Origin of the sequence: Xanthomonas axonopodis pv. maculifoliigardeniae (genome assembly GCF_041519315.1) — a bacterium.
Lineage (GTDB): Bacteria > Pseudomonadota > Gammaproteobacteria > Xanthomonadales > Xanthomonadaceae > Xanthomonas > Xanthomonas euvesicatoria.
Genome location: NZ_CP167998.1, coordinates 3,625,813 through 3,650,423, shown reverse-complemented (window position 1 = coordinate 3,650,423; position 24,611 = coordinate 3,625,813). Strand labels below are relative to the sequence as shown.

Annotated in this window: 15 protein-coding genes; 7 read left to right on the top strand and 8 right to left on the bottom strand. The window is 64.2% G+C overall.

Annotated features, from left to right (window positions below):
• The first annotated feature begins 303 nt into the window (after nt 1–303).
• Nucleotides 304–2,979: a M1 family metallopeptidase gene (locus ACDH77_RS15610; RefSeq protein ID WP_372353541.1), complete on the top strand. Its 2,676-nt coding sequence runs from the start codon at nt 304–306 to the stop codon at nt 2,977–2,979.
• 324 nt (nt 2,980–3,303) lie between these two features.
• Here the strand turns inward: ACDH77_RS15610 and ACDH77_RS15605 are convergent, their stop codons facing one another.
• On the bottom strand, nt 3,304–4,281 hold the full coding sequence (locus tag ACDH77_RS15605; protein ID WP_008576809.1) for a hypothetical protein: 978 nt from the start codon (nt 4,279–4,281) through the stop codon (nt 3,304–3,306).
• 593 nt (nt 4,282–4,874) lie between these two features.
• On the opposite strand from ACDH77_RS15605, the gene ACDH77_RS15600 reads away from it, so the two are divergent.
• From ACDH77_RS15600 to ACDH77_RS15590, 3 genes are all read left to right on the top strand, one after another.
• Nucleotides 4,875–5,444, top strand: coding sequence for a GNAT family N-acetyltransferase (locus ACDH77_RS15600; protein WP_218488867.1), 570 nt, complete (start codon nt 4,875–4,877; stop codon nt 5,442–5,444).
• Between the two features lie 289 nt (nt 5,445–5,733).
• Nucleotides 5,734–6,651, top strand: coding sequence for a TrmH family RNA methyltransferase (locus ACDH77_RS15595; protein ID WP_033479195.1), 918 nt, complete (start codon nt 5,734–5,736; stop codon nt 6,649–6,651).
• A complete protein-coding gene (locus ACDH77_RS15590) occupies nt 6,651–8,156 on the top strand; it encodes a carboxylesterase/lipase family protein (RefSeq protein WP_218211954.1) in 1,506 nt (501 codons plus the stop codon). Before ACDH77_RS15595 ends, ACDH77_RS15590 begins: the two co-directional genes overlap by 1 nt.
• A gap of 50 nt (nt 8,157–8,206) precedes the next feature.
• Here ACDH77_RS15590 and ACDH77_RS15585 read toward each other — a convergent pair whose 3' ends face one another.
• Both ACDH77_RS15585 and ACDH77_RS15580 read right to left on the bottom strand, forming a co-directional pair.
• A complete protein-coding gene (locus ACDH77_RS15585; RefSeq protein WP_206212848.1) occupies nt 8,207–9,694 on the bottom strand; it encodes a neprosin family prolyl endopeptidase in 1,488 nt (495 codons plus the stop codon).
• Nucleotides 9,695–9,994: 300 nt separating this feature from the next.
• Nucleotides 9,995–11,959: a glycoside hydrolase family 97 protein gene (locus tag ACDH77_RS15580; protein WP_372353540.1), complete on the bottom strand. Its 1,965-nt coding sequence runs from the start codon at nt 11,957–11,959 to the stop codon at nt 9,995–9,997.
• A 218-nt stretch (nt 11,960–12,177) separates the two neighbouring features.
• Between ACDH77_RS15580 and ACDH77_RS15575 the strand changes: the two genes are divergently transcribed.
• On the top strand, nt 12,178–15,645 hold the full coding sequence (locus ACDH77_RS15575; protein WP_031424086.1) for a glycoside hydrolase family 2: 3,468 nt from the start codon (nt 12,178–12,180) through the stop codon (nt 15,643–15,645).
• A gap of 140 nt (nt 15,646–15,785) precedes the next feature.
• The gene (locus ACDH77_RS15570) at nt 15,786–18,722 is read left to right on the top strand and encodes a TonB-dependent receptor (protein ID WP_014090908.1); all 2,937 of its coding nucleotides are present in this window, start codon (nt 15,786–15,788) and stop codon (nt 18,720–18,722) included.
• Nucleotides 18,723–19,093: 371 nt separating this feature from the next.
• Here ACDH77_RS15570 and ACDH77_RS15565 read toward each other — a convergent pair whose 3' ends face one another.
• The 5 genes from ACDH77_RS15565 to ACDH77_RS15545 all read right to left on the bottom strand — a co-directional run bounded on the left by ACDH77_RS15565 (nt 19,094) and on the right by ACDH77_RS15545 (nt 23,990).
• Nucleotides 19,094–20,146: a LacI family DNA-binding transcriptional regulator gene (locus ACDH77_RS15565; RefSeq protein WP_008576822.1), complete on the bottom strand. Its 1,053-nt coding sequence runs from the start codon at nt 20,144–20,146 to the stop codon at nt 19,094–19,096.
• Nucleotides 20,147–20,501: 355 nt separating this feature from the next.
• The gene (locus tag ACDH77_RS15560; protein WP_031424084.1) at nt 20,502–21,920 is read right to left on the bottom strand and encodes a M28 family peptidase; all 1,419 of its coding nucleotides are present in this window, start codon (nt 21,918–21,920) and stop codon (nt 20,502–20,504) included.
• A gap of 123 nt (nt 21,921–22,043) precedes the next feature.
• On the bottom strand, nt 22,044–22,475 hold the full coding sequence (gene mscL, locus ACDH77_RS15555; RefSeq protein ID WP_003487203.1) for a large-conductance mechanosensitive channel protein MscL: 432 nt from the start codon (nt 22,473–22,475) through the stop codon (nt 22,044–22,046).
• 60 nt (nt 22,476–22,535) lie between these two features.
• Nucleotides 22,536–23,249 (bottom strand): fumarylacetoacetate hydrolase family protein, encoded by a 714-nt coding sequence (locus ACDH77_RS15550; RefSeq protein WP_008576826.1) that lies wholly within the window; start codon nt 23,247–23,249, stop codon nt 22,536–22,538.
• Nucleotides 23,250–23,714: 465 nt separating this feature from the next.
• The gene (locus ACDH77_RS15545; protein ID WP_008576828.1) at nt 23,715–23,990 is read right to left on the bottom strand and encodes a hypothetical protein; all 276 of its coding nucleotides are present in this window, start codon (nt 23,988–23,990) and stop codon (nt 23,715–23,717) included.
• A 258-nt stretch (nt 23,991–24,248) separates the two neighbouring features.
• Here ACDH77_RS15545 and ACDH77_RS15540 point away from each other — a divergent pair, with 258 nt between their 5' ends.
• A complete protein-coding gene (locus ACDH77_RS15540; protein ID WP_008576830.1) occupies nt 24,249–24,590 on the top strand; it encodes a Rieske (2Fe-2S) protein in 342 nt (113 codons plus the stop codon).
• The last annotated feature ends 21 nt before the right edge of the window (nt 24,591–24,611 follow it).

Here is a 24,611-nt window from a genome sequence, read left to right as displayed (position 1 = left end):
TGTCAGGCCATCGACGTGCTGGGCCGGTGTGTGCATTCGTCCATCTGAGCGGCCGGTGTCGCTGCGCTGCGCGGTACGTTGCATGCGGCGGCGATGCCGCGTGCTGCGATACGTCTCATATGGTTGTGCACGGTAGGCCGTCGCTGCGAGCCTCATAACGGTGCCCAGCCAGGACGGGCGCGCATTGTGGCCGGTCCTGTGGGCGCGGCACAGCACGGGTGCGCGCCAGTCGCCAACCAATGGCCCATGACAGTCACGGGTGGATATGGTGCACTTCGACGATTGCCATCCTCGGAGTTGTCGATGCGTCGTCTTGCCTGCCTGCTTGCTCCTTCCCTTCTCGCGTTGTGCTGCGGCAACGTGCTGGCACAGTCGTCCGGCGAGCCGGTTCCCAATGGTCGTCTGCCGACCTGGGCAGTACCGGAGCGCTACAGCCTCGCGCTCAAGATCGACCCGGAGCAGACGCAATTCAGCGGCCGCACCACCATCCGCGTGCAGCTCAAGCAGGCGTCCGACCATCTCTGGCTGCACGGCAAGGAATTGAAGGTCAGCAAGGTCACCGTCAAGCCCGGCAAGGGCAAGGCGCTGACTGCACGCTACGTGGAAGCCGATGCGCAAACCGGCGTGGCAAGGCTGGATTTCGGCCGCACGCTCTCGCCGCAGACGCTTACCGTGGAGATCGCCTACAGCGCGCCGCTCAACCAACAGCTGCAGGGCCTTTACCAGGTGAAATACCAGGGCAAGGCGTATGCGATGACGCAGATGGAGCCGATCAGTGCGCGCTACGCGTTCCCCGGCTTCGACGAGCCGGCGTTCAAGACGCCGTTCGACATCAGCCTGACCGTGCCCAGCGATGACCAGGCGCTGGCCAACACCATCGCGACCTCGACCAAGCCCGCCGGCAAGGGCTGGAAGACGGTGACGTTCGCCCCGACCGTGCCGCTGCCGACCTATCTGGTCGCCTACGCCGCCGGCCCGTGGGACGTGGTGGATGTGGCGCCGATGCCGGCCACCCCGCAGCGCCCCAACGCCACGCCGTTGCGCGGCATTGCCGCCAAGGGCCAGGGCCCGCGCATCACCCCCGCACTGGACCAGACCCCGGCCATCATCGCCGCGCTGGAGGACTACTACGCCTTCGGTTATCCATTCGACAAGCTCGATCTGGTCGCAGCGCCGGACTTCAGCGCCGGCGCGATGGAAAACCCGGGGTTTGTGACCTTCCGCGATTGGCTGCTGTTGTTGGACAAGGATTCGCCGGCCGAGAACGTGCAGCGTTCCTTCAACGTCAATGCGCACGAGCTGGCGCATCAGTGGACCGGCGACACCGTGACCATGGCGTGGTGGGACGACCTGTGGCTCAACGAAGCGTTCGCGACCTGGATGCAGCAGAAGATCACCATGCAGCTGCATCCGGAATACCACGCCAATCTGGACCGTATCGGCGGTGCGCAGCATGCGATGGAAAACGACAGCCTGGTGAGCGCACGCAAGATTCGCCAGCCGATCACCGGCAATGGCGATATCGAAACCGCCTTCGACGGCATCACCTACCAGAAGGGCGCGGCGGTGCTGGCGATGTTTGAAGCCTTCGTTGGCGAAGGCGTGTTCCGTCAGGGCATGCGCGCCTATATCGCCAAGCATAAGTTCGGCAACGCCACCGCCGATGACCTGGTCGATGCAATCGCAGAAGCGGCCGGCAAGGGCGATGATTTCAAGGCCGCATTCCGCAGCTTCCTCAACCAGCCGGGCGTGCCGTATCTGCAGACCCAGGTGGCGCGCGAAGGCGGCAAGACCGTGGTCAAGCTGCAGCAGCAACGCTACCTGCCGCTGGGCTCCAGCGGCTCTGCCGCGCAACAGTGGGGCGTGCCGGTGTGCGTGAAGTACGGCAAGGGCAAGAACCAGGTTGGCACCGCCTGCCAGTTGCTTGAGGGCGGCAGCGGCAGCATCGTGCTGGAAGGCGCCGGCAAGAACACCTGGGTGTTCCCGAATGCGCGTGGCGCCGGCTATTACCGTTTCTCGCTGCCCAGCAAGCAGTTGGCGGCGCTGGGCAAGCAGGTCGGCCAGCTGGACGATAACGAACAGCTCGCCTACGCCGATGCGATCAATGCGGCGTACCGTCACGGTGATGCCGACAACGCGGCCGTGCTGGCAGCGCTCGCGCAGTTGGCGCCGTCGGCATCGGCCGATGTGTCGACCGCGTTGCTGGACCGCTTCGGGTGGATCTGGCGTTACCAGGCCACCACCGAGGCCCAGCGCGGCGCATTGCGCAAGGCCGCCGAACAGGCGTACCTGCCGCGTCTGCGTGCGCTGGGCTACACGCGGCGCAGCGGTGAGTCGATCGACGACACCGCACTGCGCACGTCGCTGGCCAGTGTGTTCGCCTTGCGTCTGCAGAACGCAGAGGTCCGCAAGGCCCTGCTGGCGCAAGGCGATGCGGTGCTGGCCGGCGGCAAGGGTGCGCTGGATTTCTCCGCCGCCAACCCGGACTTGCTCGGCACCGTGCTGGCAGTGACTGTCCAGGAACGCGGCGCACCGGCAGTGCAGGCGCTGATCGATGCATTGCGCACGCATGCAGACCCGGCCCAGCGCAACGCCATGATCGCCGCACTGGGTGCGGTGCAGGACCCGGCGCTGCTGAAGCAGGTGCGCGATTTCGCGCTGACCGACGCGATCAAGGTGGGCGAGATGAAGAGCCTGCTGATGCGAGGGCACAGCGATGAGCGTTCGCGTGAGTCGATGTGGGCCTGGTTCACCGCCAACTTCGACCGCATCGTGCAACGCAGTGGCTCGTTCGATGGTGGCGGGTTGCCGGCGCTGGGTGCTTCCGGTGGCTGCAGCGTGGACGAGGCCGATCGCCTGGATGCGTTCTTCAAGCCGCGCCTGGCCAAGCTCAGTGGCGCCGACCGTGGCCTGGCGCAGACCGGCGAGACCATCCGCCTGTGCGCTGCGCTACGGCAGGCGCAGGCCCGCAAGCGTTAAAGGCCATCCGCTCCGGTGGCAACGCAAGATCCCACCGGCCTGGCGTGAGCGACTCGGGATCATCACTCATCCAGTGAGGTTGGTTCTACTGCATCGGCCGCAGGCGAAAGTGCTACACGCGTTGATGTGGCACGGGCGCCACAACAACGTGCCAGGTTGGAGTGATTGCTTCCTCATGCCGAGCCGATGTTAGCCAAGGCCGCCACTGGCGATGCAGCAAGCGGCTCAGCTATAGGACCGCACGACCTGCGGCGTTGCCATCCCTCGGTTTCTCTGCGAGCGTGAAGCGCCGCCGGTTTCTAGCGGCGGCGCGAAATTACGCTTTTAGTAGTGGATGGTTGCCGTGGTGGAGGTAGTGTCCAACTGGTAGTTGCATTGCAAATCGAGGCCGGAGTTATCGATGATCTCCTCCCACGGCGGCGACCTGACCTGCTTCATCCGGTAGTCGTATACGGCCACCCCGGTGAACGTGATATTGCCGCTCGCCGGATACTCGTCACAACTGTCCACCGAGTACACCTCCAGTGCGCCCGCCATGATCTGGGTCAGATCGCCATAGGAGGTAGTGCTGAGCCTTACGCTGCGTCCGCTGGTGACATTGCGGGTATCGATGTTCCAGCTTGAGCAGACGCTTCCGGCAGCACATGTCGCATAGACGTCCCCGTTGATCTGGTCGCCGCTCTTGGCTGGAATGAAATCGCTATACCAGACCACGCCCTCCTTGCAGCAGTTCCAACTGCTCAGGTCCCAGCTGTTGCTTTCGCCGCGGTAACCCAGTACCGGTTGCAGAATGACAGGCGTATCGCTTTGCAATGCCGGAAAGAAGTAGATCGTCTGCCTCGCCACGTTGGTTGGGTTCGGCGGCACTTTCCAATTCGCCACGATGCGTCCGGGCGACACCCCGCTGTAGTACCCGGCTGAGCTGATGTAGGCGTGGTCGATGGCAGCCGGGACGGGGCTGCGCTTTTTGAAGGCAGCGCTGGACGCGCCGCGGCGGACCTCCTGACCGTCCAGACCAAGACCATTGGGCCGTACCCGAACGCCGTTGGAGGTGAAATTATCCTGGCTGCAGCGCGCAGATTGTTCCTGGATACCATTGGCTTTTTGCAGCGTGCCGTCGGCAAGAATACGTTCGCTAGCGCCAATATGACGAACACAGGCAGGCGCGAAATAACCGAACGGCGTCTGCACATAGTCCTGCGGGACACCAGCAGGCTTGTGCTGGCCGGCGAGATTGGCCACGCGCGTGAGTCGTGCGTCCGGCGCCTGGGTCTGCGCAAACGCGGTGCCGGTAGTACTCATGCCAACCAGAGTTAGAAACAGAAGCGCTGCAGCGCTCGCATAACGGCGTGACGCGGAGCGCTGGGTCGGTGATTCGGAATTCAAGAGCCTCTCCAAAGCGAGTTAAAAAAGTTGAGAAGTCGAGCTGTGCCGCCAGAGCTATGCACACGAATGCACATCGGCCTGGCACAGTCGCGAGATGTAGACGGGGGGAATGGATGATTGTTCGTCGAGATGATTGCTATGCGGCCAAAGGGGCGCTGAAGATGACCGGGCTATGAAAGTTCCGCTTGTGGTTTTTCGTCGAATTAAGCGCTCAAATACGCATACTTTCGACAAGCATGCGCTGTATCGCATTCGCATATTTAACCCCGTTTGGTTCTCGTACCGAGACGAATGGGCGCTTGCAGCGAGTCGTCTCAAAACGCGGCGCGCAGGTGGTCTGCGTGGAGCTTGATCGACTCAGGTGTCGGAGCAGCCACACACCTCACGCCAATGCAGGCACGGCTGTCGGCTCTGGCGAATCGATCCGCTCGCGCGCAGGCACGCAAGCGCAGAATGCGCGTTCGCGGCGGTGGGAGCAGCATGGCGCGTCCGCCACCGCGAGTGCCGGTATGGATCAGGCGATACACCTGCGAGGCGAGAGCTTCGTATTGCGCCGCTGGCGTGCAGACGACCTGGATGCCTTGGTGCGGCATGCCAACGACCCGCTGGTGCCGCGCGGATTGAGCGAGCGATTCCCTCACCCATATACTCGTGCCGATGGCGAAGCGTTCCTAGCGGGTAGGGTTGTCGATTTGCGAGACCCGGTGCTGGCCATCGAGATCGATGGCCAGGCCTGCGGCACGATCGCAGTGCGCCCAGGGCAGGGCGAACGTCGCTACTCGGCCGAGCTGGGGTATTGGATCGGTCGCACGTATTGGGGCCGCGGCTGGATGACACGCATCGTGGGCACGTATGTCGCCTGGGCGATGCAGACACGACCGCTGTATCGCGTGCAGGCCACTGTGCTCGATCGCAATCCTGCATCGGCCACGGTGTTGCTGCGCAATGGCTTCGTCGAAGAAGGCGTCAGCCGCTGTGCGCTGCTCAAGCCGGATGGGCTGCACGATCTGCGTGTGTTCGCACGGGTGAATCCACCCGTTGCGGTTGGCGTGCCGGTGTGCGTATCCGCCCCTGCGTGATTGCATGCACATGATGGCCAGCTGCAGGACGGGAAATGGCCGCCGCAGGAGTCTGGCAGATGCTGCTGGCCTTCGGGTCGCGTCGACGCCTCCTGCCGGGCGGCACGACGTTCAACATGCCTCAGCGCAGCCGCCATGTACGGACCATCGCGCCGGTGGCTTACCATCGGCGTCACTGCCTGTGCGGCAGCGGCCCTACCGGTGCTGCAACACGATCGACACGCAGACGGCGAAACGGCCGGAAGCAGCCGTTCCGCACTGCAAGCAACTCGAACTCCTGGATCCGACAATGACACAGCATGATGGACGCGGCGGACGGCCGCCACGCGACGGCGGCTCCGGCCCCTCGCACAACCCGTGGGGCCGCGCTGCGCCGCGCACACCTGCACCGCGCAGTGCCGCACCCCGCGCTCCAGCGCAGCACACTTCCGCTGTCACGCCACCTGCCGCTGCAGCAAGCGGCAACGCGCGTGAGGTGCGGCTGTACGGCATCAACGCCGTGCAGGCCGTGTTCAAGGCGCGCCCGCAGGCGCTGCGCAAGCTGTACCTGAGCGAGGCGCGCATTCCGCAGTTCAAGGCGCTGCTGGCCTGGTGCGTGACCCAGCGCATCGGCTATCGGGTGGTGGACGAGGCCGATCTGAGCAAGCTCGCTGCCAGTGCGCACCATGAAGGCATCGTCGCCGAGGTGCTGCGCGTCGCCCCGCAACCGTTGCAGGAATGGCTGGCCGCGTTGCCGCAGGGCCCGGTGCTGGCGCTGTGGCTGGACGGGGTGGGCAACCCGCACAACTTCGGGGCGATATTGCGCTCGTCGGCGCACTTCGGTGTGGCCGGTCTGTTGTTGCCGGCCGGCTCCACGTTGGGCCTGTCGGGCGCGGCGGCACGCGTGGCCGAAGGCGGCGCCGAAGCGGTACCGCTGGTGCAACTGCCCGACACTGCAACGGCGATGGCGCAGCTGCGCCAGGCCGGTTTTGCGATTGCCGCGACCTTGGTCGATGGTGGCCAGGACGTCTTCGCCGCCGCGCTGCCGCAGCGCCTGGTGTATGTGATGGGCGCGGAAAGCGAAGGCATGGACCGCGCCTTCGCGCGCGATTGCGATCTGCAGTTGTCGATCCGCGGCAGCGGCAAGGTGGAAAGTCTCAACGTCGCCTCGGCCACTGCGGTCTTCCAGGCCGCCTGGCACGCGCGCGTGCTCAACGGAGAACACTGATGGTGCGTTTTTGTGCGTTGTTGCTTGCGACCGGTTGCCTGTTCAGTGCCAACGCGTCTGCCGCCACGCCGGCGGCACCTCCCGAGGTGCGCACCGATCATGGGGCGGTGCGTGGCCAATGGCAGGACGACGGCAGTGCGGTCTTCCGCGCGATCCCCTTCGCTGCGCCGCCACTGGGCGCGCTGCGCTGGCGCCCGCCGCAACCGGTCGCCGCATGGACGCAGGTGCGCGACGCCACTCAGGCCGCCACGCCGTGCGTGCAGCCGGCGCTGGGCTGGAACAACGCCATGGCCAGGCGCGGCACCGAAGATTGCCTCTATGTCGAAGTGCAGACACCGCAGTTGCATCCGGCCAAGCCGCTGCCGGTGTTCGTATGGATCCACGGTGGCGCGAACGTGGCCGGCGGCGCCGACGGACATCTGCCCACCAACCTGGTGGCGCAGGGCATGCTGGTGGTGACGCTGCAATACCGGCTGGGCGCGCTGGGGTTCCTGTCGTTGCCGGAGCTGACCGATGGCGACAACGAAGCCGCCGGCAATGTCGCCTTGCTCGATCAGATCGCGGCGCTGCAATGGGTGCGCGACAACATCGCGCAGTTCGGCGGCGACCCCGCGCGAGTCACGATTGCCGGGCAGTCGGCCGGCGGCCAGGACGTGGGCTTGCTGATGCTCAGCCCGCTCGCACGTGGCCTGTTCTCGGCAGCCATCGAACAGAGCGGCACTGCCGGCTTCGGCCTGCCGGCGCGCAGCCTGGAAGACAATCGCGCGCTGGGTGTGAGCATTGCCAAACGTGCCGGCATCGACGATTCGGCCACACGGCTGGCGCAACTACGCGCGTTGCCGGCCGACCAACTGCTCAAGGCCGCGCAGGGCGTGGATGTGCCGGCCTTGGATGACGACGGCTATATCTGGTTGCAGGCGGTGGTCGACGGGCGCGTGCTGCCACGTGCGCCGGCCGAACTGCTGGCTGCCGGCGCGCAGGCAAAGGTGCCACTGTTGATCGGTTACGTGGTGCAGGAACTGCGCTATGGCGGCGAGGACGGCGCCGAGAAGCGGGTGCGCCGCGACTATCCCGACCACGCCGACACCATCCTGCAAACGCATCGTGCCGCTATCGCGCAGCGCGCCGCGCGGCAAGGCAATGCATCCATGCAATTGTCCACCGATCTCACCTTCCGCTGCCCGGCGGTGACCGTGGCGCAACGCCAGGCTGCGCTGGGCGTGCCGGTGTGGCATTACGTGTTCGATACGGCGGTGCCCGGTGGGCAGGTGACACATAGCGCCGAGTTGCCGTTCCTGTTCAAGAATCTGCCGATCGGCCAGCCGCCGGTGTCCCTGCAGCGCTATTGGGCCGCGTTCGTGCAGCAGGGCAATCCGAATGCCAAGGGCCTGCCGGCTTGGCCGGCATTTGCGCCGGCACAGGCGGGGCTGCAGTTCGATGCGCGTGGCGTGCAACCCATCAAGCACGCGCGTCCGGCGGTATGTGCAGGCGTGGACTTGCCCTGATCGATCGCGCGCACCAAACGGTGCGCGCGATCGACCCAACGCAACTCGATTCAGCGTTCGCAGCCCGGCCCACCGAAATAGAAACCACCATTCTGCATTTCCGGCGACAAGCCGGTGCGGGTGACGCCGGCATCCAAGGCATACGGATAGCTGTAACCGGCCATCGCCAGCGTGTAGCAGGACGGATGCTCCACGCTCAGCGATGACAGGCGCTGCACGGGATGGGTGACCATCGCCGCATCGCGGTAGAAGTGGTTGGCCTGGAATGCGGCCTGGCGATAGCCGGCCGCTGCGAACTGACCGCTCCCCATGCGTGTGCTGGCTACACCGCTGTTGGTCGAGACCTCGCCGCCTGCGCTCACGTACGCAACGCGTCCATCGGCGAGATCGCCCGAATACAGTGATGCTTTGTAGTAACCGATCCATTCGCCGTCCAGGCGCAGCCACCAGTTGCCGTCGGTATTCTTCTGGAATTCGACACCCAGCAGGGTCTGCTTGCCGCCTGCAATGCTGAATCCTGCGGCCGGCTGAGCGCCCAGGACATGTCGCGTGCTGGTCTGCACGAAATCGCTGCAATCCAGATTATGACAACCTGTAGTGACGTAACCGTCCTGGGTGGAATAAATGAAAACGATCGGCTTGTTGCCCCAGCCTGCGTCTGGCTGGATCTCCCAGCCCACTTCAAGTGTTTGCACTTGCTCGCTTGCGCTTTCACCAACGATCCATATCTGACTGATGGTTTGTTTCTCGTTGGTGGAGCGTAACGTGGGTGCCCAAAGATTGATGTCGGCTCCCGCGCCTGTGACCGATGTGCCGGCGGTATCCAGAAAGACGATGGAGTAGTAATGCGTTACCGGCGCCGCTTCCTGCACCGCCGGCACAGCGTCAGCCTGCCTGGGAGCGATCGCGCGCGGGGTTGTGCCGCGTAGAAAGCTACGCAGATTCGCATGCTTGCTCATCTCGGCCAAGCCGATGCGTTCGAACGGCACGCTGCCGGTGTCGCAACGTTGACCCGGGTTGACCGGCGCCACCGTCCCCTTGTTACTTGAGAGGGAGGGGGGTGCCGCCGGCGTGCTGCCATCGCGCAAGGCAGGTTGCTGCGCACTTGGAATGCAATCGAACACCTTGCCGTCCTGTTGCACGCTGCGCAGCACGGTCAGACCGTTGTAACGATTGAACAGATAACGCTGCATTTCGGCGAAGGCGGTGGGATCGCTGACCTTGGCCGCAGCACCACGTGTTGCGTAACTGAGCTGCGCCTGCGCATCCAGAAACGCCTTGAAGTCCCGCGTGACCTGCGGAAATGCCCGGGATGCAGCCAGCGACGTGCCAAGCGCGTCGCGTTGGGTAGTTGCGACGCTTGCGGTGGCCGGTGTGCGAAGCAAGGGTGGCATCAGTGTATCAATGCTGCGGTCGCTGGTCGTCGAGATCGATGGCGATAGCAGCGTGGCAGCGCCGGCTGTGGGAGCCAGTGCAAAAACGCAAAGCGCAGCAATCGCGTGGCTGATCGATATCGGCCGATGAGAACGGAAGGTCATGTGTTGTCCCTTGGCGCCGGAATGAAACTGCCTGCACGCGGCGTACCATGCAGGACAGCAGCTTCAGTCCGCAGGTGCATTCCGAGTTCCGTTCGGGGCGCATGCCTGCGTTGAAGGCGTGCGCAGTCTAGCTGTGCAAAAAACAACTGGATGGGCAACAATGCATTGCGTGACATCAGGCACGAAGCAAGCGCAATGCGCTAAGCGGATGCCATGTCAATGGTCATGCACACCTTTGCGTACGGCGTTTGCTATTGCGCAAAGGTGTGCCAGTTCACTCCACTATCAGCATGGCTGCTCTTACTTTTTTTGCAGCCTCACTGCAGCGCCGCCGCCTGCAGCAAGCGCAAGCTGCAATGTGTCGTTACGTGTGAGCCTGCGTGTGTCGATGCGTACGTCGCTCGGGGTCTCTCCATCGGTATAGATGGTGGCGGTCCAACTGCCTTCGCTCAGGAACGAGAGCGGCAGGGTCAGCGTGCGCGCCTGCTCGTTGGTCATCGCGCCCACATACCAGTCCTTGCCGCTACGCCGCGCCAGTGCGATGTGCTCGCCGATGGCGCCATCCAATGCGCGCGTCTGGTCCCAGCTTGCAGGCACATCGCGCAGGAACTGCGCGGCGGGCACGTTTTCATATTGCTCGGGACTGTCGGCAACCACCGCGAACGGACTCTCGTAGACCACATACATCGCCAATTGCTGCGCGCGTGTGGTCATCACCTGCGGCCCGAAGTGCTGTGGCTTGAACTCGGCCGGGCGGACATTGCGGAAGCCGCCAGGGGTGTAATCCATCGGTCCAAGCAACATGCGCGTAAACGGCAAGGTGAGGTTGTGGGTCGCGGTGATGCGTGCGCTCCACTTGTTGTACTCGGCGCCGAGCACGCCCTCTTGGGTGAGATAGTTCGGATAGGTGCGGGTCAGCCCGGTCGGGTGATACGCACCGTGCAGATCCACCAGCAACCTGTGCTCTGCAGCCTTGCTTAGCAGACGATGATAGAAGTCCACCATCTGCTGGTCGTCGCGGTCCATGAAATCGACCTTGATGCCCTTGATGCCCAGCTGCTGGTACCAGGTGAGCGCTTGGTCCATGTGCGCATCGAGCGCGCGCCAGTGCGCCCACAGCCACAGCCCCACATGGCGCTTGCGTGCGTAGTTCACCAGGCCAGGCAGATCGAGTTGCTCGACCGGGCGGAGAATGTCTGCATCGGCGTTGTACTGGCCATCGCCGGTACTGCCGTAGTACCAGCCGTCGTCGATCAGCATGTATTGCAGCTTCAAATCCCGCGCATGATCGATATAGCGCTGGATGGTGGCGGTATTCATGCCCGGGTTCGCCACCCCGCTGGCCAGGCTGCCCGACCACCAATCCCACGCCGATTTGCCCGCGCGCACCCAACTCGCATCGAAGGCAGGTGGCGGGTTCAGCGCGGAAATCAAATTGGATTCGATCAGGCTCGCGGGGTTGTCGGCCAGCATGATCACCCGCCATGGCGTGGCGAAATCGCGTCCCTTGGCATCGATGCTGACCGCCACCGTGGGGTCGTCCAAGCGCGGCGAAAGTTTTGCCGACACGCCCAGACCGCCATCGGAACGACCGGTGAGATACAAGCCGGCGTAATCGCGCAGATTCGCTTCGCCGATCGCAAGCGTGGTGCCGTTGGCATCGGTCTGGCACACCAGCGGTAACTCGAGCAGATGATGCGCGCGCAATCTGGATGCGGCGATTGCATCGTATTCGCCCTCGTGGCTGGTTCCGAAGCGGCCCAGATTCAAGTTCCAGCAGCGGTAATCGTGGGGGAATGCAAAGCTGGTGAGTTCGTCGCGAATGCGCACCTGGCCCGCATCCGGCAAGACGTAACGCAGCGCAATGCCGTCGTCATACGCACGCAGTTCGATGTTGAGCTTGCGGCGTTGCGTATCGGCCAGTTGCACGCGCAGTTCTCGATAGTGGTCGCGTGCCTGTCGCGTCTTTCCCACCGCCAAGGTGAAGCGGCTGTCGTGCAGTTCGGTCGTGCTGCCTTCTAGCGTCATGTCACGGCCGAGCTTGTTGCCTCGGCCCAGATCCAGCCCGAGCGGTGCATCGTCGAGCACCAACGTGTTGCGATACAGCACGCGATAGCTGGGCACGCCGCCGTCGCGCAGCGTGAATTCCACTTGCGTGCGTGCATCGGGCGACTGTACGCGCAAGCTCTGTGCTGCAACGGGTGCAGCGATCAAACACAACAATGCACATGCCGCGGGGACTGCGGACTGGATCAGGTTTCGCATGATTCCCTCCTCCTGGGATTGCCAACCCTAACGCAGAAAGGTTGTTGTCGATATCCAGCTGGGGTAACGTTACCTCGCACCATGGCCGCTGAAACAGGGGCGGCAGCCACGGGCGGCATCACGGAGGTCATGACGCAGAACGTCTGCACGACGGGTTGCCGATTGCATCGAAGCGGTGTGCACCGTTGTGTGGCAGTAGAGCTTGGGAGAGGCCTCTAATGCTGATGGTTCGCAGGGCGTTCCGCCGCGGAGCGCTGTGGGTGTTGTGTGCTTGCATGGGTTGGACTGCAGTGGAGGCAGCGCCTGCCGACGATCCGCCCGGTCCGTATGACGTGCGCGTGCTTGCCGGTGGCGTTGCGCTGACCAAGAAGCTCGCCGCCCAGACGCCGTGGTTGTCTGCCGATGCGGACTGGAGCGTGGTTGGATGGGTGCGCCCATCACGTTCGATTACAGGTCCTGCATTGATTGCAGGCGTCGGCGATCCGCAAGGCGCAGGCCGGTACTTCGCAATCGATGGCGGCACACTCGGCTTTGCGCAGGGCGCCGACAATGTGCTGCGCAGTACGCAGACCTTGCGTGCAGGCAGCTGGACGCAAGTGGCCGCAGTTGCCCAGGGAGAACGCCTGACCCTGTACGCCAACGGCCGCAAGGTCGCCAGCGGTCGTGTGCAACGGACGGCCATCGCGCCGACGCTCGTCTTCGGTCCACGCCAGCAACCTGCGGCGTATACGCAACATTTCGGCGGCGATATCGCGGGCTTTACCGCACAGGCGGGCGCGCTGGATGCACAGGCCATTGCACGGCTTGCCGCAAACGCGCCGGATCCGGCACTGCAGCGCTTCGAAGACGCATCGCCAGGCTGGCGTTTGCAGGTCAAGCAGATGGCCGGCCAGCTTGCGCCGCAGCCGGCTGCGACGTTGCCGCGCAGCAGCGCAGCGTTCTCGGCGCCGGTTGCACAGCCAGTACCGGATGCGCCTGCGCTGCAATCGCTGGATGCCGCATCCTGGCGTGTGGATGCATGGCAACTGGCCGCAGCACCGGAGCTTGGTGCAGCGACCGGCGCCACGCTGTCGCGTCGTGATGACACCACCGGCAATGCGTCGTGGCGTGTGGCGACCGTGCCCGGTACCGTGCTCACCACGCTGGTCGACCGTGGCGTGTATCCGGATCCGGACATCGGCCTGAACAATATGGCCATTCCCGAAGCGTTGAGCCGTCAGGACTGGTGGTACCGCAGCAGTTTCGATCTGCCTGCCGCCGCGCAAGGCAAGTGTCTGGAACTGCTGTTCAATGGCATCAACTATGCCGGCGAAGTCTGGGTCAACGGCGTGCAGGTCGGGCGTACGCGCGGCGCATTCGCACGCGGTCGTTTCGATGTCAGCAGGCAGCTCAAGCCAGGTCGCAACGTCATTGCGGTACGGGTGTCGCCGCCACCGCATCCGGGCATTGCGCACGAACAATCGATGCGCGCAGGCGTCGGCGAAAACGGCGGCATGCAGGCCCTGGATGGCCCGACCTTTATCGCCACCGAGGGTTGGGACTGGATTCCCGCGGTACGCGACCGTAATGCCGGTCTGTGGCAGGACGTGCAGTTGCACGCCAGCGGCCCGCTCGCACTTGGCGACATCCAGGTGCTGACCGCGCGCTTGGCGCCGGATCATCAACGCGCCGAACTGGAAATCAATGTGCCGCTGCGCAACGACACGCCTGCCGCAGTGCAGGGCAATGTGCAGCTGGCCTTCGGCGATTTGACCATCCAGCGCCAGGTCACGGTGCCGGCCGGCGGCAGTACGCTGAAGTTCACCGCGGCCGACACGCCGCAGTTGCGCCTCGTCAACCCGCGCCTGTGGTGGCCCAACGGCTACGGCGAGCCTGCGCTGTACACGCTGCAAGTGGGGGTCGATGTGGAAGGCGCGCGCTCGGATGCGCAGCAGCTGCGCTTCGGTATTCGCGAAGTGACCTACGAGCTGTCGTTATTCGACGACGATGGCGCATTGCGCCGTGTACTGGTCGATCTCAACCAGGCCCGCCAGCGTGGCGAACGCATCGTCGATGTACGCCATGCGGCGATCCGGCCGGTACCCGGCGGCAACGCGCAGTCGCTGTATCCCGGTGCGCTGGGCTCGCCGGCAGTTCAGCAGCTGGACGATTCCACGCTGGCCCCGCATCTGGTCATCCGCATCAACGGTGTGCGCATTGCGGTGAAGGGCGGTAACTGGGGCATGGACGATTGGCGCAAGCGCGTGTCGCGTGAGCGGCTGGAGCCGTACTTTCGCCTGCAGCGCGATGCGCACTTCAATGTGGTGCGCAACTGGGTCGGGCAGAACACCGAAGCAAACTTCTTCGAGCTGGCCGACGAATACGGCATGTTGGTGCTCAACGATTTCTGGCAGTCCACGCAGAACTACAACATGGAACCGGCCGACGCGGCGCTGTTCCTGGACAACGCGGCCGAGGTGATCAAGCGCTTCCGAAATCATCCGTCCATCGTGTTGTGGTTCGGGCGCAACGAAGGCGTGCCGGCCCCCATCCTCAACGAAGGCCTGGACAAGCTGGTCGCCGAACTCGACGGCACGCGCTGGTACACAGGAAGCTCCAACGAGATCAATTTACAAGGCAGTGGGCCGTACAACTATCGCGAGCCGGTGGCCTACTTCAACAAGCTGGCGCAGGGCTTCTCGGTGGAAGTGGGCACGCCATCGTTCTCCACGCTGGAGTCGTTCAAGGCCTCGGTGCCGGCGGTTGGCGACCAATGGCCAATCAGCGACGCCTGGGCGTACCACGATTGGCACCAGTCCGGTAATGGCGATACCAACAGTTTCATGCGCACGCTGACCGACAAGCTGGGCGCACCGACCAGCCTAGAGGATTTCGATCGCAAGGCGCAGCTGCTCAATTACGAAACCCATCGCGCCATCTTCGAAGGCTTCAACGCGCAACTGTGGAGCAAGAACAGCGGCCGCCTGCTGTGGATGAGCCATCCGGCGTGGCCGAGCAACATGTGGCAGGTGTATAGCCACGATTACGACACCCACGCCGCGTATTACGGCGTGCGCACTGCAGCCGAGACGCTGCATGTGCAGATGAATCTGCCGGGGCACGACGTGGTCGTGGTCAACAACGCTGCCACGCCGGTGCGTGGATTGCGTGTGCGTGCACAGGTGTACGCACACGACGGCACGCTGCTGCAACAGCGCGAACAGCCGCTGGACGCCGCGGCAGTGGCAGTGTCGGCACCCGTGCTGCAGTTGGCGCCGTTGCTGACGGACACCAACGGGCTGGGCTTTGTGCGGCTGCAGTTGCTCGACCGCGACGCGGTGGTGCGTTCGCGCAACTTCTACTGGGTGGCGCGCGATGCGGTGGCGATGCGTGGGCTGGATGCGCTCGCAAAGGTGCCGTTGCAGCTCACCACGCAATTGCAGCAGGGCAACGAGACCGTGCTGCGCGCCACTGTCCGCAACCGGTCGCAGCAGGTGGCCCTCAACACCAAGTTGACCCTGGTGGATGCGCAAGGCCAACGCATCCTGCCGGCCTATTACAGCGACAACTATCTGAGCCTGGTACCAGGCGAAGAGCGCGTGGTGGAAATTCGCGGGCCGTCCGCTGCCACCTTGCGCAACGCCACGCTGCAACTGCGTGGCTGGAATGCCGAACCATCGACAGGTGTCGCCAACGGGGTTCCGTAGCGACGTCTGCGTGTTGCCGCGCCGTGCCATGCACAGTGCCTCGCACTGACGCACCGTCTGGTACGTCAGCCAATACCGCATTGCCGTGCCGGCAATGCCAGTCGAAACGGTCGTGGATTTGTCATCCCTGGGAGGGGACCATGAACAAGCTGCATTCGAATACCCGCCATACCCCGTTGGCCGCCGCGCTCGCGGCTGCGCTCACCCTGCTTGCCGGCGGCGCAAGCGCGCAGGACACCGCCACCGCTCCAGGCGTCACCGAACTGGACAAGGTGATGGTCAAGGGCGTGCGCGGCGCGCAGGCCGAAGCCATCGAGAACAAGCGCAGCGCGGCGCAGATCATCGATTCGATCTCTGCCGAAGACATCGGCAAATTGCCCGACGTCACCATCACCGATTCCCTGCAGCGCGTGCCTGGCGTGCAGATCCGGCGGTCGGCCGGCGAAGGTTCGCAGCTCAATATCCGCGGCATGCCGCAGGTGCAGACCACCATGAACGGGGAGTTGTACCTGAGTGCAGGCGGCGGCGATCAATATGGTCAGCCGAACATCGGCCGCGCGCAGCCGGATTTCGTGGACATTCCACCCACGCTGTTCAGTGGCGTGGACGTGATCAAGTCGCCCACTGCCGCCGATCTGGATGGCGGCATCAGCGGCACGGTCTCATTGAAGACGCGGCGCCCATTCGATCTGCCGGAAGGCTGGACCTTCAGCGGCCAGGCCGAAGGCTCGTACGGCGATCGGGTGCAGAAGGCCAACGCGCTGTACTCGGGGCTGGCCAGTTTTCGCACCGCGCGTTGGGGCGCGTTGCTGGCGGTGTCGTATTCGGATGCCACGCTGGAAAACAAGCACCCCAGCGTGTATTCCAACGGCGCACAGAAATCCACCGAACAGAACGTCGGCTTCGACTTCAACGGCGATGGACGTATCGGCAGCAATACCGACCCGGGCAACCTGCCGCGCGACTACTTCTACAACTGGGTGGCGACCGAACTGGATAACCGCAGCACCGATCGCCAGCGCACCGGCATCAATGGCTCGTTCCAGTTCAACATCAACGATTCGTGGACCGTGTTGGCGGACGCGGCCTACACCAAGCTCGAAGACCACGACACCTCGGTTGCCGCGCAGCTGCACACCGGTTGGGCGACCAATCAGTTGCAGCCGGGATCTGTGGTCGATCCCAACGGCGTGTTGGAGTACGGCAATTTTCGTTACAACCGCTTTCAGGCGCATTCGATGGCCGGGGTGGCGGATTCGGATGCGCTCAATACCAATCTGGAATTGCGTTACGACGACGGCGGCCCATTCCGTGCCTCGTTCCGCTGGGTGCATGGCGATGCGCAGCGCACCTACGACGAAGCGCGTGCCGATGCAGCAGTGACGCGCGGCGACCAGATCCCACGTGCCGGCGGCGTGACCCAGTGGGCCAACGTCAATGGCCTGCCCACCGTGGATGCATCGGTGGATTTCCGCGGCACCTACCCGGCAGTCAACCTCGCGACCGATGTGTCCAATCCAGACAATTGGCAGCTGATGTCCACCTGGGCGCAGGGCAACAAGATCGACGCAAAGATGGACGCATTCCGCGCCGATGGCACCTTCGAGTTCGACGAGGGCGTGGTACGCGGCTTCCAGTTCGGCATTCGCTACGGTGAGCGCGATTTCAAGCTCGATACCTATCGGTATCTGTCGCCGGTGTCGTCCAGCTGTGCCGACCCGAACCGTTCGCTGTACTACTACAAGGATCCGCTGATCGTCGATACCTGCAGCGGCGTGTCCGAAGCGCGCTTGCTGCCGTTCAATTCGATTCCCGGCTACTGGGCGTATTTCAACGACTTCGATCCGCTCAAGGTCACCGGCCTGGGCAGTCAGGGCCTACCGGCGATCAACCCGCAGGCGATGAAAGACCCGGTTGCTTATCTCAACAGCCTGTATCCGGGCAACGTGGCGTATCAGCAGGCAGCCGATTCCTACCAGGTCACCGAAAAAACCAGCTCGGCCTATTTCATGGCCAACCTGGAAGGCGGGACCGGCACGCGCGTGCCGTGGACGGCCAACATCGGTGCGCGCATCGTGCAGACCAAGCTGGCGATCGACCAGTACCTGAGCAGCGGCAACGTCTATATCGGCAATGTCGAATGGAACGGCGTCAGTCCCGCGATCGGCACCAACCGTCTCAATCGCCAGTACACCGATGTGCTGCCCAGCGCGAACCTGTCGCTGGACGTCACCGACGCGCAGAAGCTGCGTTTCGCCTACAACAAGGCGGTTGCGCGTCAGGACCTGCCCGATCTGGGCCGTGGTCTGGTGAGCTTCTATGCGGTCAACGGCACGCCGCCGCGCAATCCGTCGCTGCCATCGGATGCGGTGCTGTTCCTCAATGGCCGTTCGGGCAATCCGGATCTGGATCCGTATCGCGCCACCAACTACAACGCCTCGTGGGAATGGTATTTCGCCGATGCCTCGTTGATCAGCGTGGGTGCGTTTCTGATCGACGTGAAGTCGTTCCCCACCACCGTTACCAATATCGAAGCCTTGCCCGATGCCGATGGCGTCGTGCGTGCGGGCGGCCCGGTCGAGCGCATCGTCAATGGTGGCGGAGGCAAGATCAAGGGCTTTGAAATCGGCTACCAGCAGGCCTTCGATTTCCTGCCGGGCTGGCTGAGCGGCTTCGGCACCAACATCAACTACACCTTCTCCGATGCCGATACCGACAACACCGATATCGACGGCAACACGCTGCCGATCGGCGACAACTCCAAGCACCAGGCCAACGCGGTGCTGTGGTATCAGAAGGACAAGCTGCAGGCGCGCGTGGCCTACAACTGGCGCAGCAAGCGCTTCAGCCAGGTCAACAGTTCCGCATGGGGCGACGAGCTGGCGATCTGGAACGACGACGTCGGTTACCTGGACGCGTCGCTGAGCTACGACGTCAACGATCACCTGACCCTGTACGCCCAGGCCACCAACCTGACTGGCGAAAGCGAACGCCGTTACGCGCAGTGGACCAATCACTACTTCGACCAGAACATCTTCGAGCGTCGCTACTACGCGGGTCTGCGTTTGCGCTTCTGATGCCATGCACTGGTGAAAGACACTGATGTGCGGCACGGTGCGTCCCCGCGCGGTGCCGCACATGCGGTTGTCCTCCTTCCTCTCCAAGCGGTCATTGCGCGTTCTTCCCGTCGCCGTTTGATACGGCGCTGCAGTACGTTCGGCGGTGACGTCGAATACCCTCCCATTTCGGCTACATCGTCGGGAAGCGATGTGGCCGTTTTTTTGCGTGGTAGGGCGGGCGTCTGCGCAATCACGCCGGCAGTTGAATGCTGCAACTGTCAGTCTGATTGCTGTTGAAACGGCAGCGGTCGGCCGCGACGGCGCAGCGTGCGCACAGAGTGAGGTGATGCGTCTATGCCGACCCGGGATGGTGATGGCGCGCTGTGGCGCTATGTCTTCGGCGGCCCTGCCGTCGAGCCACGCTTGACCAGCGTGTACTTCATCACCTGATGCACGCCGGGTGCGGTGTCGCCCTTGCGGCGTTGACGAACCGCGTCGGCCAGCAGTGACACAGCAGCACGACCCATCGCAGTGACCGGTTGGTGCACGGTGGTGAGTTCGGGCCAGATGGTGGTGGCCACCGGCGTATCGTCGAAGCCGGCGATGGAGACATCTTCGGGCACGCGCAAGCCCAGTCCGTGCGCGACCGCCACCGCTGCGGCCGCCATGTCGTCGTTGCTGCAGAAGATCGCCGTGGGTGGTGGCCGCTGCGCCAACAGGCTGCGTGCGGCCAGAAGACCGGAGTGATAGGTGAACAGGCCCTCGGCGATCAAGCCATCTGCGACCGACACGCCGGCAGCGTGCAGGCTGTCGAGATAGCCGTTGGCGCGCAGTGCGCTCGGGGTGTGTTTGGGGTCGCCCTTGATCAACGCAATGCGACGATGCCCGAGCTCGATCAGGTGGTCGACGATGGCGCGTGCGGCCTGGTAGTCGTCGATCCGCACCGAGCTGATTTGCGCCATCGGTGCGCCGCTGGCCACCGCCACGACCGGAATGCCGCGCGCATCGAGTTCGGCGATGGTCTGGCGCGAGTCGCATAACGGCGGTGGCAGGATCACCCCATCGACGCCGGCAGCGAGCAGGCGCTCGGTGGCCGCACGCTGGCTGCGGATGGCACCGCACTTCTCCACCATGACCTGGCTGCCGGTGAGGCTGCTCTGCTCAAGCAGGCCGAGCATGAATTGATTGAGGTATGCGGCGCTCGGGTTGCTGTACAGCACGCCGATACGCAGCAGCCCGCTGGTCCGCAACGAGCGGCCGGCGAGGTTGGGCCGGTAGCCCAATGCCTGTACCGAGGCCTCCACGCGCGCGCGCATCGCTTCGCCCACATGCGGGTGACGGTTGATCACACGCGAAGCGGTCATCGGCGAGACGCCGGCGTGTTTGGCGACATCCAACAACGTCGCCGCATTGTTCGCACTGCGTTGGCGCTTGGCCACCATTGTGTGTGCTCATCCTGGAGTAAGAGCGAATGGGCGCGCTACCGGTTCGACGTGTGAAGCGACCACGGAAAACAACCGACCCATCACCTGACGCAGTACCAGCGGCGGCTGCCGGTCATCGCCGAATCCACCGCCTACGCACCGCTGCCGAGCAAGTGATGTGCCTCTACCCGGTACGACCCGCGGCCAGTGGCAGCCGCTTCATCGCAACTGCGCACTTGCCAGACGAACGCGCCGATCTGCGCAAGCAGCAGCGCCAGGCATCGTGCGATTCCTGCATGCGCCTGGCGCTTGAAAACCGGCAAATCACGGCCGAATCGAGCGTTCGGCGCATACCCCGCATCGTCCTGGCCATTCACTCGCTCGGCGGTTGCACGCTCTTCGCGCGGCTGCCGAAATCGCCATCGGCTTCTGCGGCGAGATACGCAAACACGGTGTAGGCGGCCACGTTCTGCGCGAGCGCCTTCGGGTCGATCTTGTCCAGCGTGTCGTCGGCGGTGTGGTGCAGGTCGAAGTAGTCGGTGCCATCCTGCGCCAGCCACCCCCAGGCTCCACCCTTGGCGGAAATCGGCCCGACATCCGGGCCGGGGCCGCCCTTGCCCGGTTCATACGCGATGCCCAGCGGTGCCAGCACCTCGGCAATCTGCCTGGTCGCTGCACGCGAGTCGTCCGGTGCGGCCGCGCCGGTGTTGAACGCATAGATGCGTCCGGCGCCGAAGTCGCTTTCCGCGCCGATCTGATGCAGTGCCATGTCCTTGGCATCGGTGCCATGCGCGGCGGCATACGCCTTGCCGCCGTACAGGCCTTGCTCCTCGTTGGCGAAGGCCACCACGCGGATGGTGCGCTTGGGTGGCTGCTTGAGCTGGCCGATCAGGTGGCCGGCAGCCATCGTGATCGCCACGCCGGCGCCGTCGTCGATGGCGCCGGTGCCCAGATCCCATGAATCCAGATGTCCGCCGATCACCACCACTTCCTTGGGCTTGCTGCGCCCGGTGATTTCGCCGATCACGTTGTACGAGGTGGCCGTGCCGTCCCAGCCGCAATCCAACTCCAGGCGCACGCGCGTGCTGCCCAGTGCGGTGAGCCGCGCGAGCTGGTTGGCATCGGGCACCGACAGCGCTGCAGCCGGCACCGGCGTCAGGCCCTCATCGAAACGGGTGATGCCGGTATGCGGCACGCGGTGCGAGTCGGTGCCGGCCGAGCGCATGACAAATCCAATGGCACCCTTGCGGATCGCTTCGGACGGCCCCTTGCTGCGCACGGCGCCGCCATTGCCGTAATCCTTGCCGTCGCGCGCCTTGACCATCTGGTAATCGACGAAGGCAATCTTGCCGGCCAGCGAGCCGGCTGGCGCGGCCTGCAACGCAGCAAGCGTTTCGAAACGCACCACCTCGCCCTCGACAGTGCCGCCCGGGCTGCCGCCCAATGCGGTGATGGTCAACGGCTGCGCATGCGCCCCGATCACGACAGCGTGTTCGCTGCGACGCTCCCATTTCGGAAAGGTCACCGGCTCGGTCCATACCTTGTCGAAACCCAGCGAAGCGAATTTCGCCTTGGCCCAGGCCACCGCACGCGGGTCTGCTTCGCCACCTGCAATGCGCGGGCCCACCTCGGTGGTCAACGATTGGACCACCGAAAAGCCGGTGTCATCGGCCAGCGCCTGCTCGCGTAGCTGCGCTGCGGTACGCAATGCGCTGTCGGGGATGCTGGTCTGCGCGGCGAGTGCGGAGGAGCAGGCGAGTAGGGCAGAGATGGCAACAGCGAGACGACGCATGCAGGGCGGCTCCAACGACAAGGGGACCCCGAGCTTATCAGCGCCAGGTCCCCCGTCTGCGTGCGAAAGGTCATCCTTCTGCGCGAAGTTGCGCCACAGGATGCGCCAGTTGGTTGTGCCCGCTTACAGCGCGCCCGGCGGCTTGAGCGTGTCGTTCTTGAGCGCGTCGCGAATCTCGCGCAGCAGCAGTACTTCTTCGCTCGGGCCCTTCGGCGCGTCCGGCTTGCGGTGGGTCACGCGGTTGATCAACTTGACCACCAGAAAGATCGCGAAAGCGATGATCAGGAACTGCACGACGGTGTTGATGAAATCGCCGTAGCCAATGGCAACGGCCGGGATTTCCTTGCCGGTGGCATCGACGCCGGCCGGCTTGAGTACCCACGCCAGGCGCGAAAAATCCACATTGCCGATGGCCCAACCGATCGGCGGCATGATGATTTTCTCCACCAGCGCGGTGACGATCTTGCCGAACGCCGCACCGATGACCACACCGACCGCCAGGTCGATGACATTGCCGCGCATTGCGAATTGCTTGAATTCGCTGACCATTCCCATAGTGCACTCCAACTGCGGTCGCGGACCAACTGCCGCAGCCCGATCGTAGCCGGCTCGATGTCAGCCCGCGATGATGCCGTGGCGCTCGGCGACGTTCTCCAGGCGCGCACTGAACTGGTCGCCCGGCAGCAACGGGCCGACGCCGGCCGGCGTGCCCATGAAGATCAGGTCGCCTGCGCGCAGTGCGTAGAGTTTGGAAAGCTCATGCAGGATCTCCGGCACGTTCCAGATCATTTGATCCAGCAACGACTGCTGACGCACCTGGCCGTTGACCTCCAGCGACAGATTCAGCGCCTCCAACGCGCCGACTTCGCCGGCATGCACCAGCTCGCTGATCGGTGCGGAGTGATCGAAGCCCTTCGCGATATCCCACGGCAAGCCCTTGGCCTTGGCCGCGGCCTGCAGGTCGCGACGGGTCAGATCCAGGCCCACGCCGTAGCCGTAGATCAGGCGCTCGGCCTGTTCCACCGGCAACTCGCCGGCCGGCGCATCGCTGCCCAGCGCCACCACCAGTTCCACTTCATGGTGCAGTTCCTTGGTGCCGGGCGGGTAGGGAATGTGGTCGCCGTGGCCGACCACGATGGCATCGGCAGGCTTCATGAAAAAGGTCGGCTGGCCACGCTCGGCCTTGGAGGCTGGTGCGGTGGCGCCCATCTCGCGCGCATGGTCGGCAAAGTTGCGCCCCACGCAGTAGATGCGATGCACCGGAAAACTACCACCACCCACCACAGGAATGCGCGGAACATCGGCGGCGGGAATCACATCGTGGGTCATGCGCGCATCCTCAACATACGGGCAGATGAGTCTAGCGGTTCGCCTGTGTACGACGGAACCATGACGCTTTGCATCCAGTGCATGACATGGCCGGGCTGGCAGCGCTGCGAGGCCTCTGAAGCGTCGACGCGTGAGTGGCAATGGGTACAACCAGACGATTGCGAACCCACTACAGAGCTGGCAGTGCGGCGCTGGCGTTCGATGCGAGCGCGGTGTGCATTGATGCGGCAGTGAGAAGACGTGCGCGCAGGGCGGTGAACTGGTGCTCGAAGCAGCACCCAATGCGCCTGTGGCCCATCAGCGCAGCGCAGCACCCGGCGACATGGCACTGCTCAACGCGCGGCAAGCCGTCGCACGCCAGGTGTGGCGTGCTGGAATCAAATCATCATCGATGCAGGCATCGGCCAAACCCCGCACCTGCTGCGCAGGCCGAGACCGCGGCGCAGCGATGCAGTCAGCCAAGTGTCAGTGCGACAACGGCAACGCGGGCTTGCGCACCACGTGGTACTCGGCGTCGACCACGCGTGCCTGCTGCGGTGTGCGGCGGTTCGACTTGCTCAACAGCTTCCAGGCGATGCCGCCCAGGATCATCGCTGCGCCAACGAACACGCTGAAGAAGATCAGCACCGCAAGGATCACCAGACCGGCCAGGCCGGCGGCAACGCGCACCAATGGGTGACGCGGCTTGCGCGGCGCAAACAGGTGATGGAAGTTGCCGAATTGGAAGAGGCGTGCAGGCATGGCGGTGGGCTGCCGGGCAGGAAACGAGGGCGCAGTATCGTTGCGGTTTCATGTCATTGAGTGAAAAGTTCGTTAATTGACACTGCAATTTGCGAAGGCGATCACGTGCGGCAGGCGTCGATGACGGCGTATACGGCCAGTTGTGGCCGGTTGGCTGGGCAATGGCGTTGTCCCGCAGTCGCCGTCTGGGGCTCCCCGTGCTGGCCAGGCGCGCGTGCCACAATCCAGGCCCATTGCCATCGTTGCCCGGTCCCCTGCATGTCGTTGCCATCGCCCACCACGCTTGCCACGTTGATGCAGATTCCCGATGCCGGGTTTCTGGAAGTGGAAGCACTGCTGGAGAGCGGTGCCGAATCGCTGGTGCTGTATCGCGAAGGCACCCAGGTCCGTGCGTGGTTGAACATCTGCCCGCATGCCGGCCGCCGGCTGGACTGGGCGCCGGGGCAGTTCCTGAAGACCAAGGAAGGGCAGTTGGTGTGCGCCGCGCACGGTGCGGCCTTCGAACTCAGCGGTGGCGAATGCGTCAGCGGCCCATGCCGCGGCCAATCGTTGTTTGCGGTGCCGGTGCGGGTTGAAGATGAGCAGGTGCTGCTGGGGTAAGCGCCAGCAACGATTGCCGAT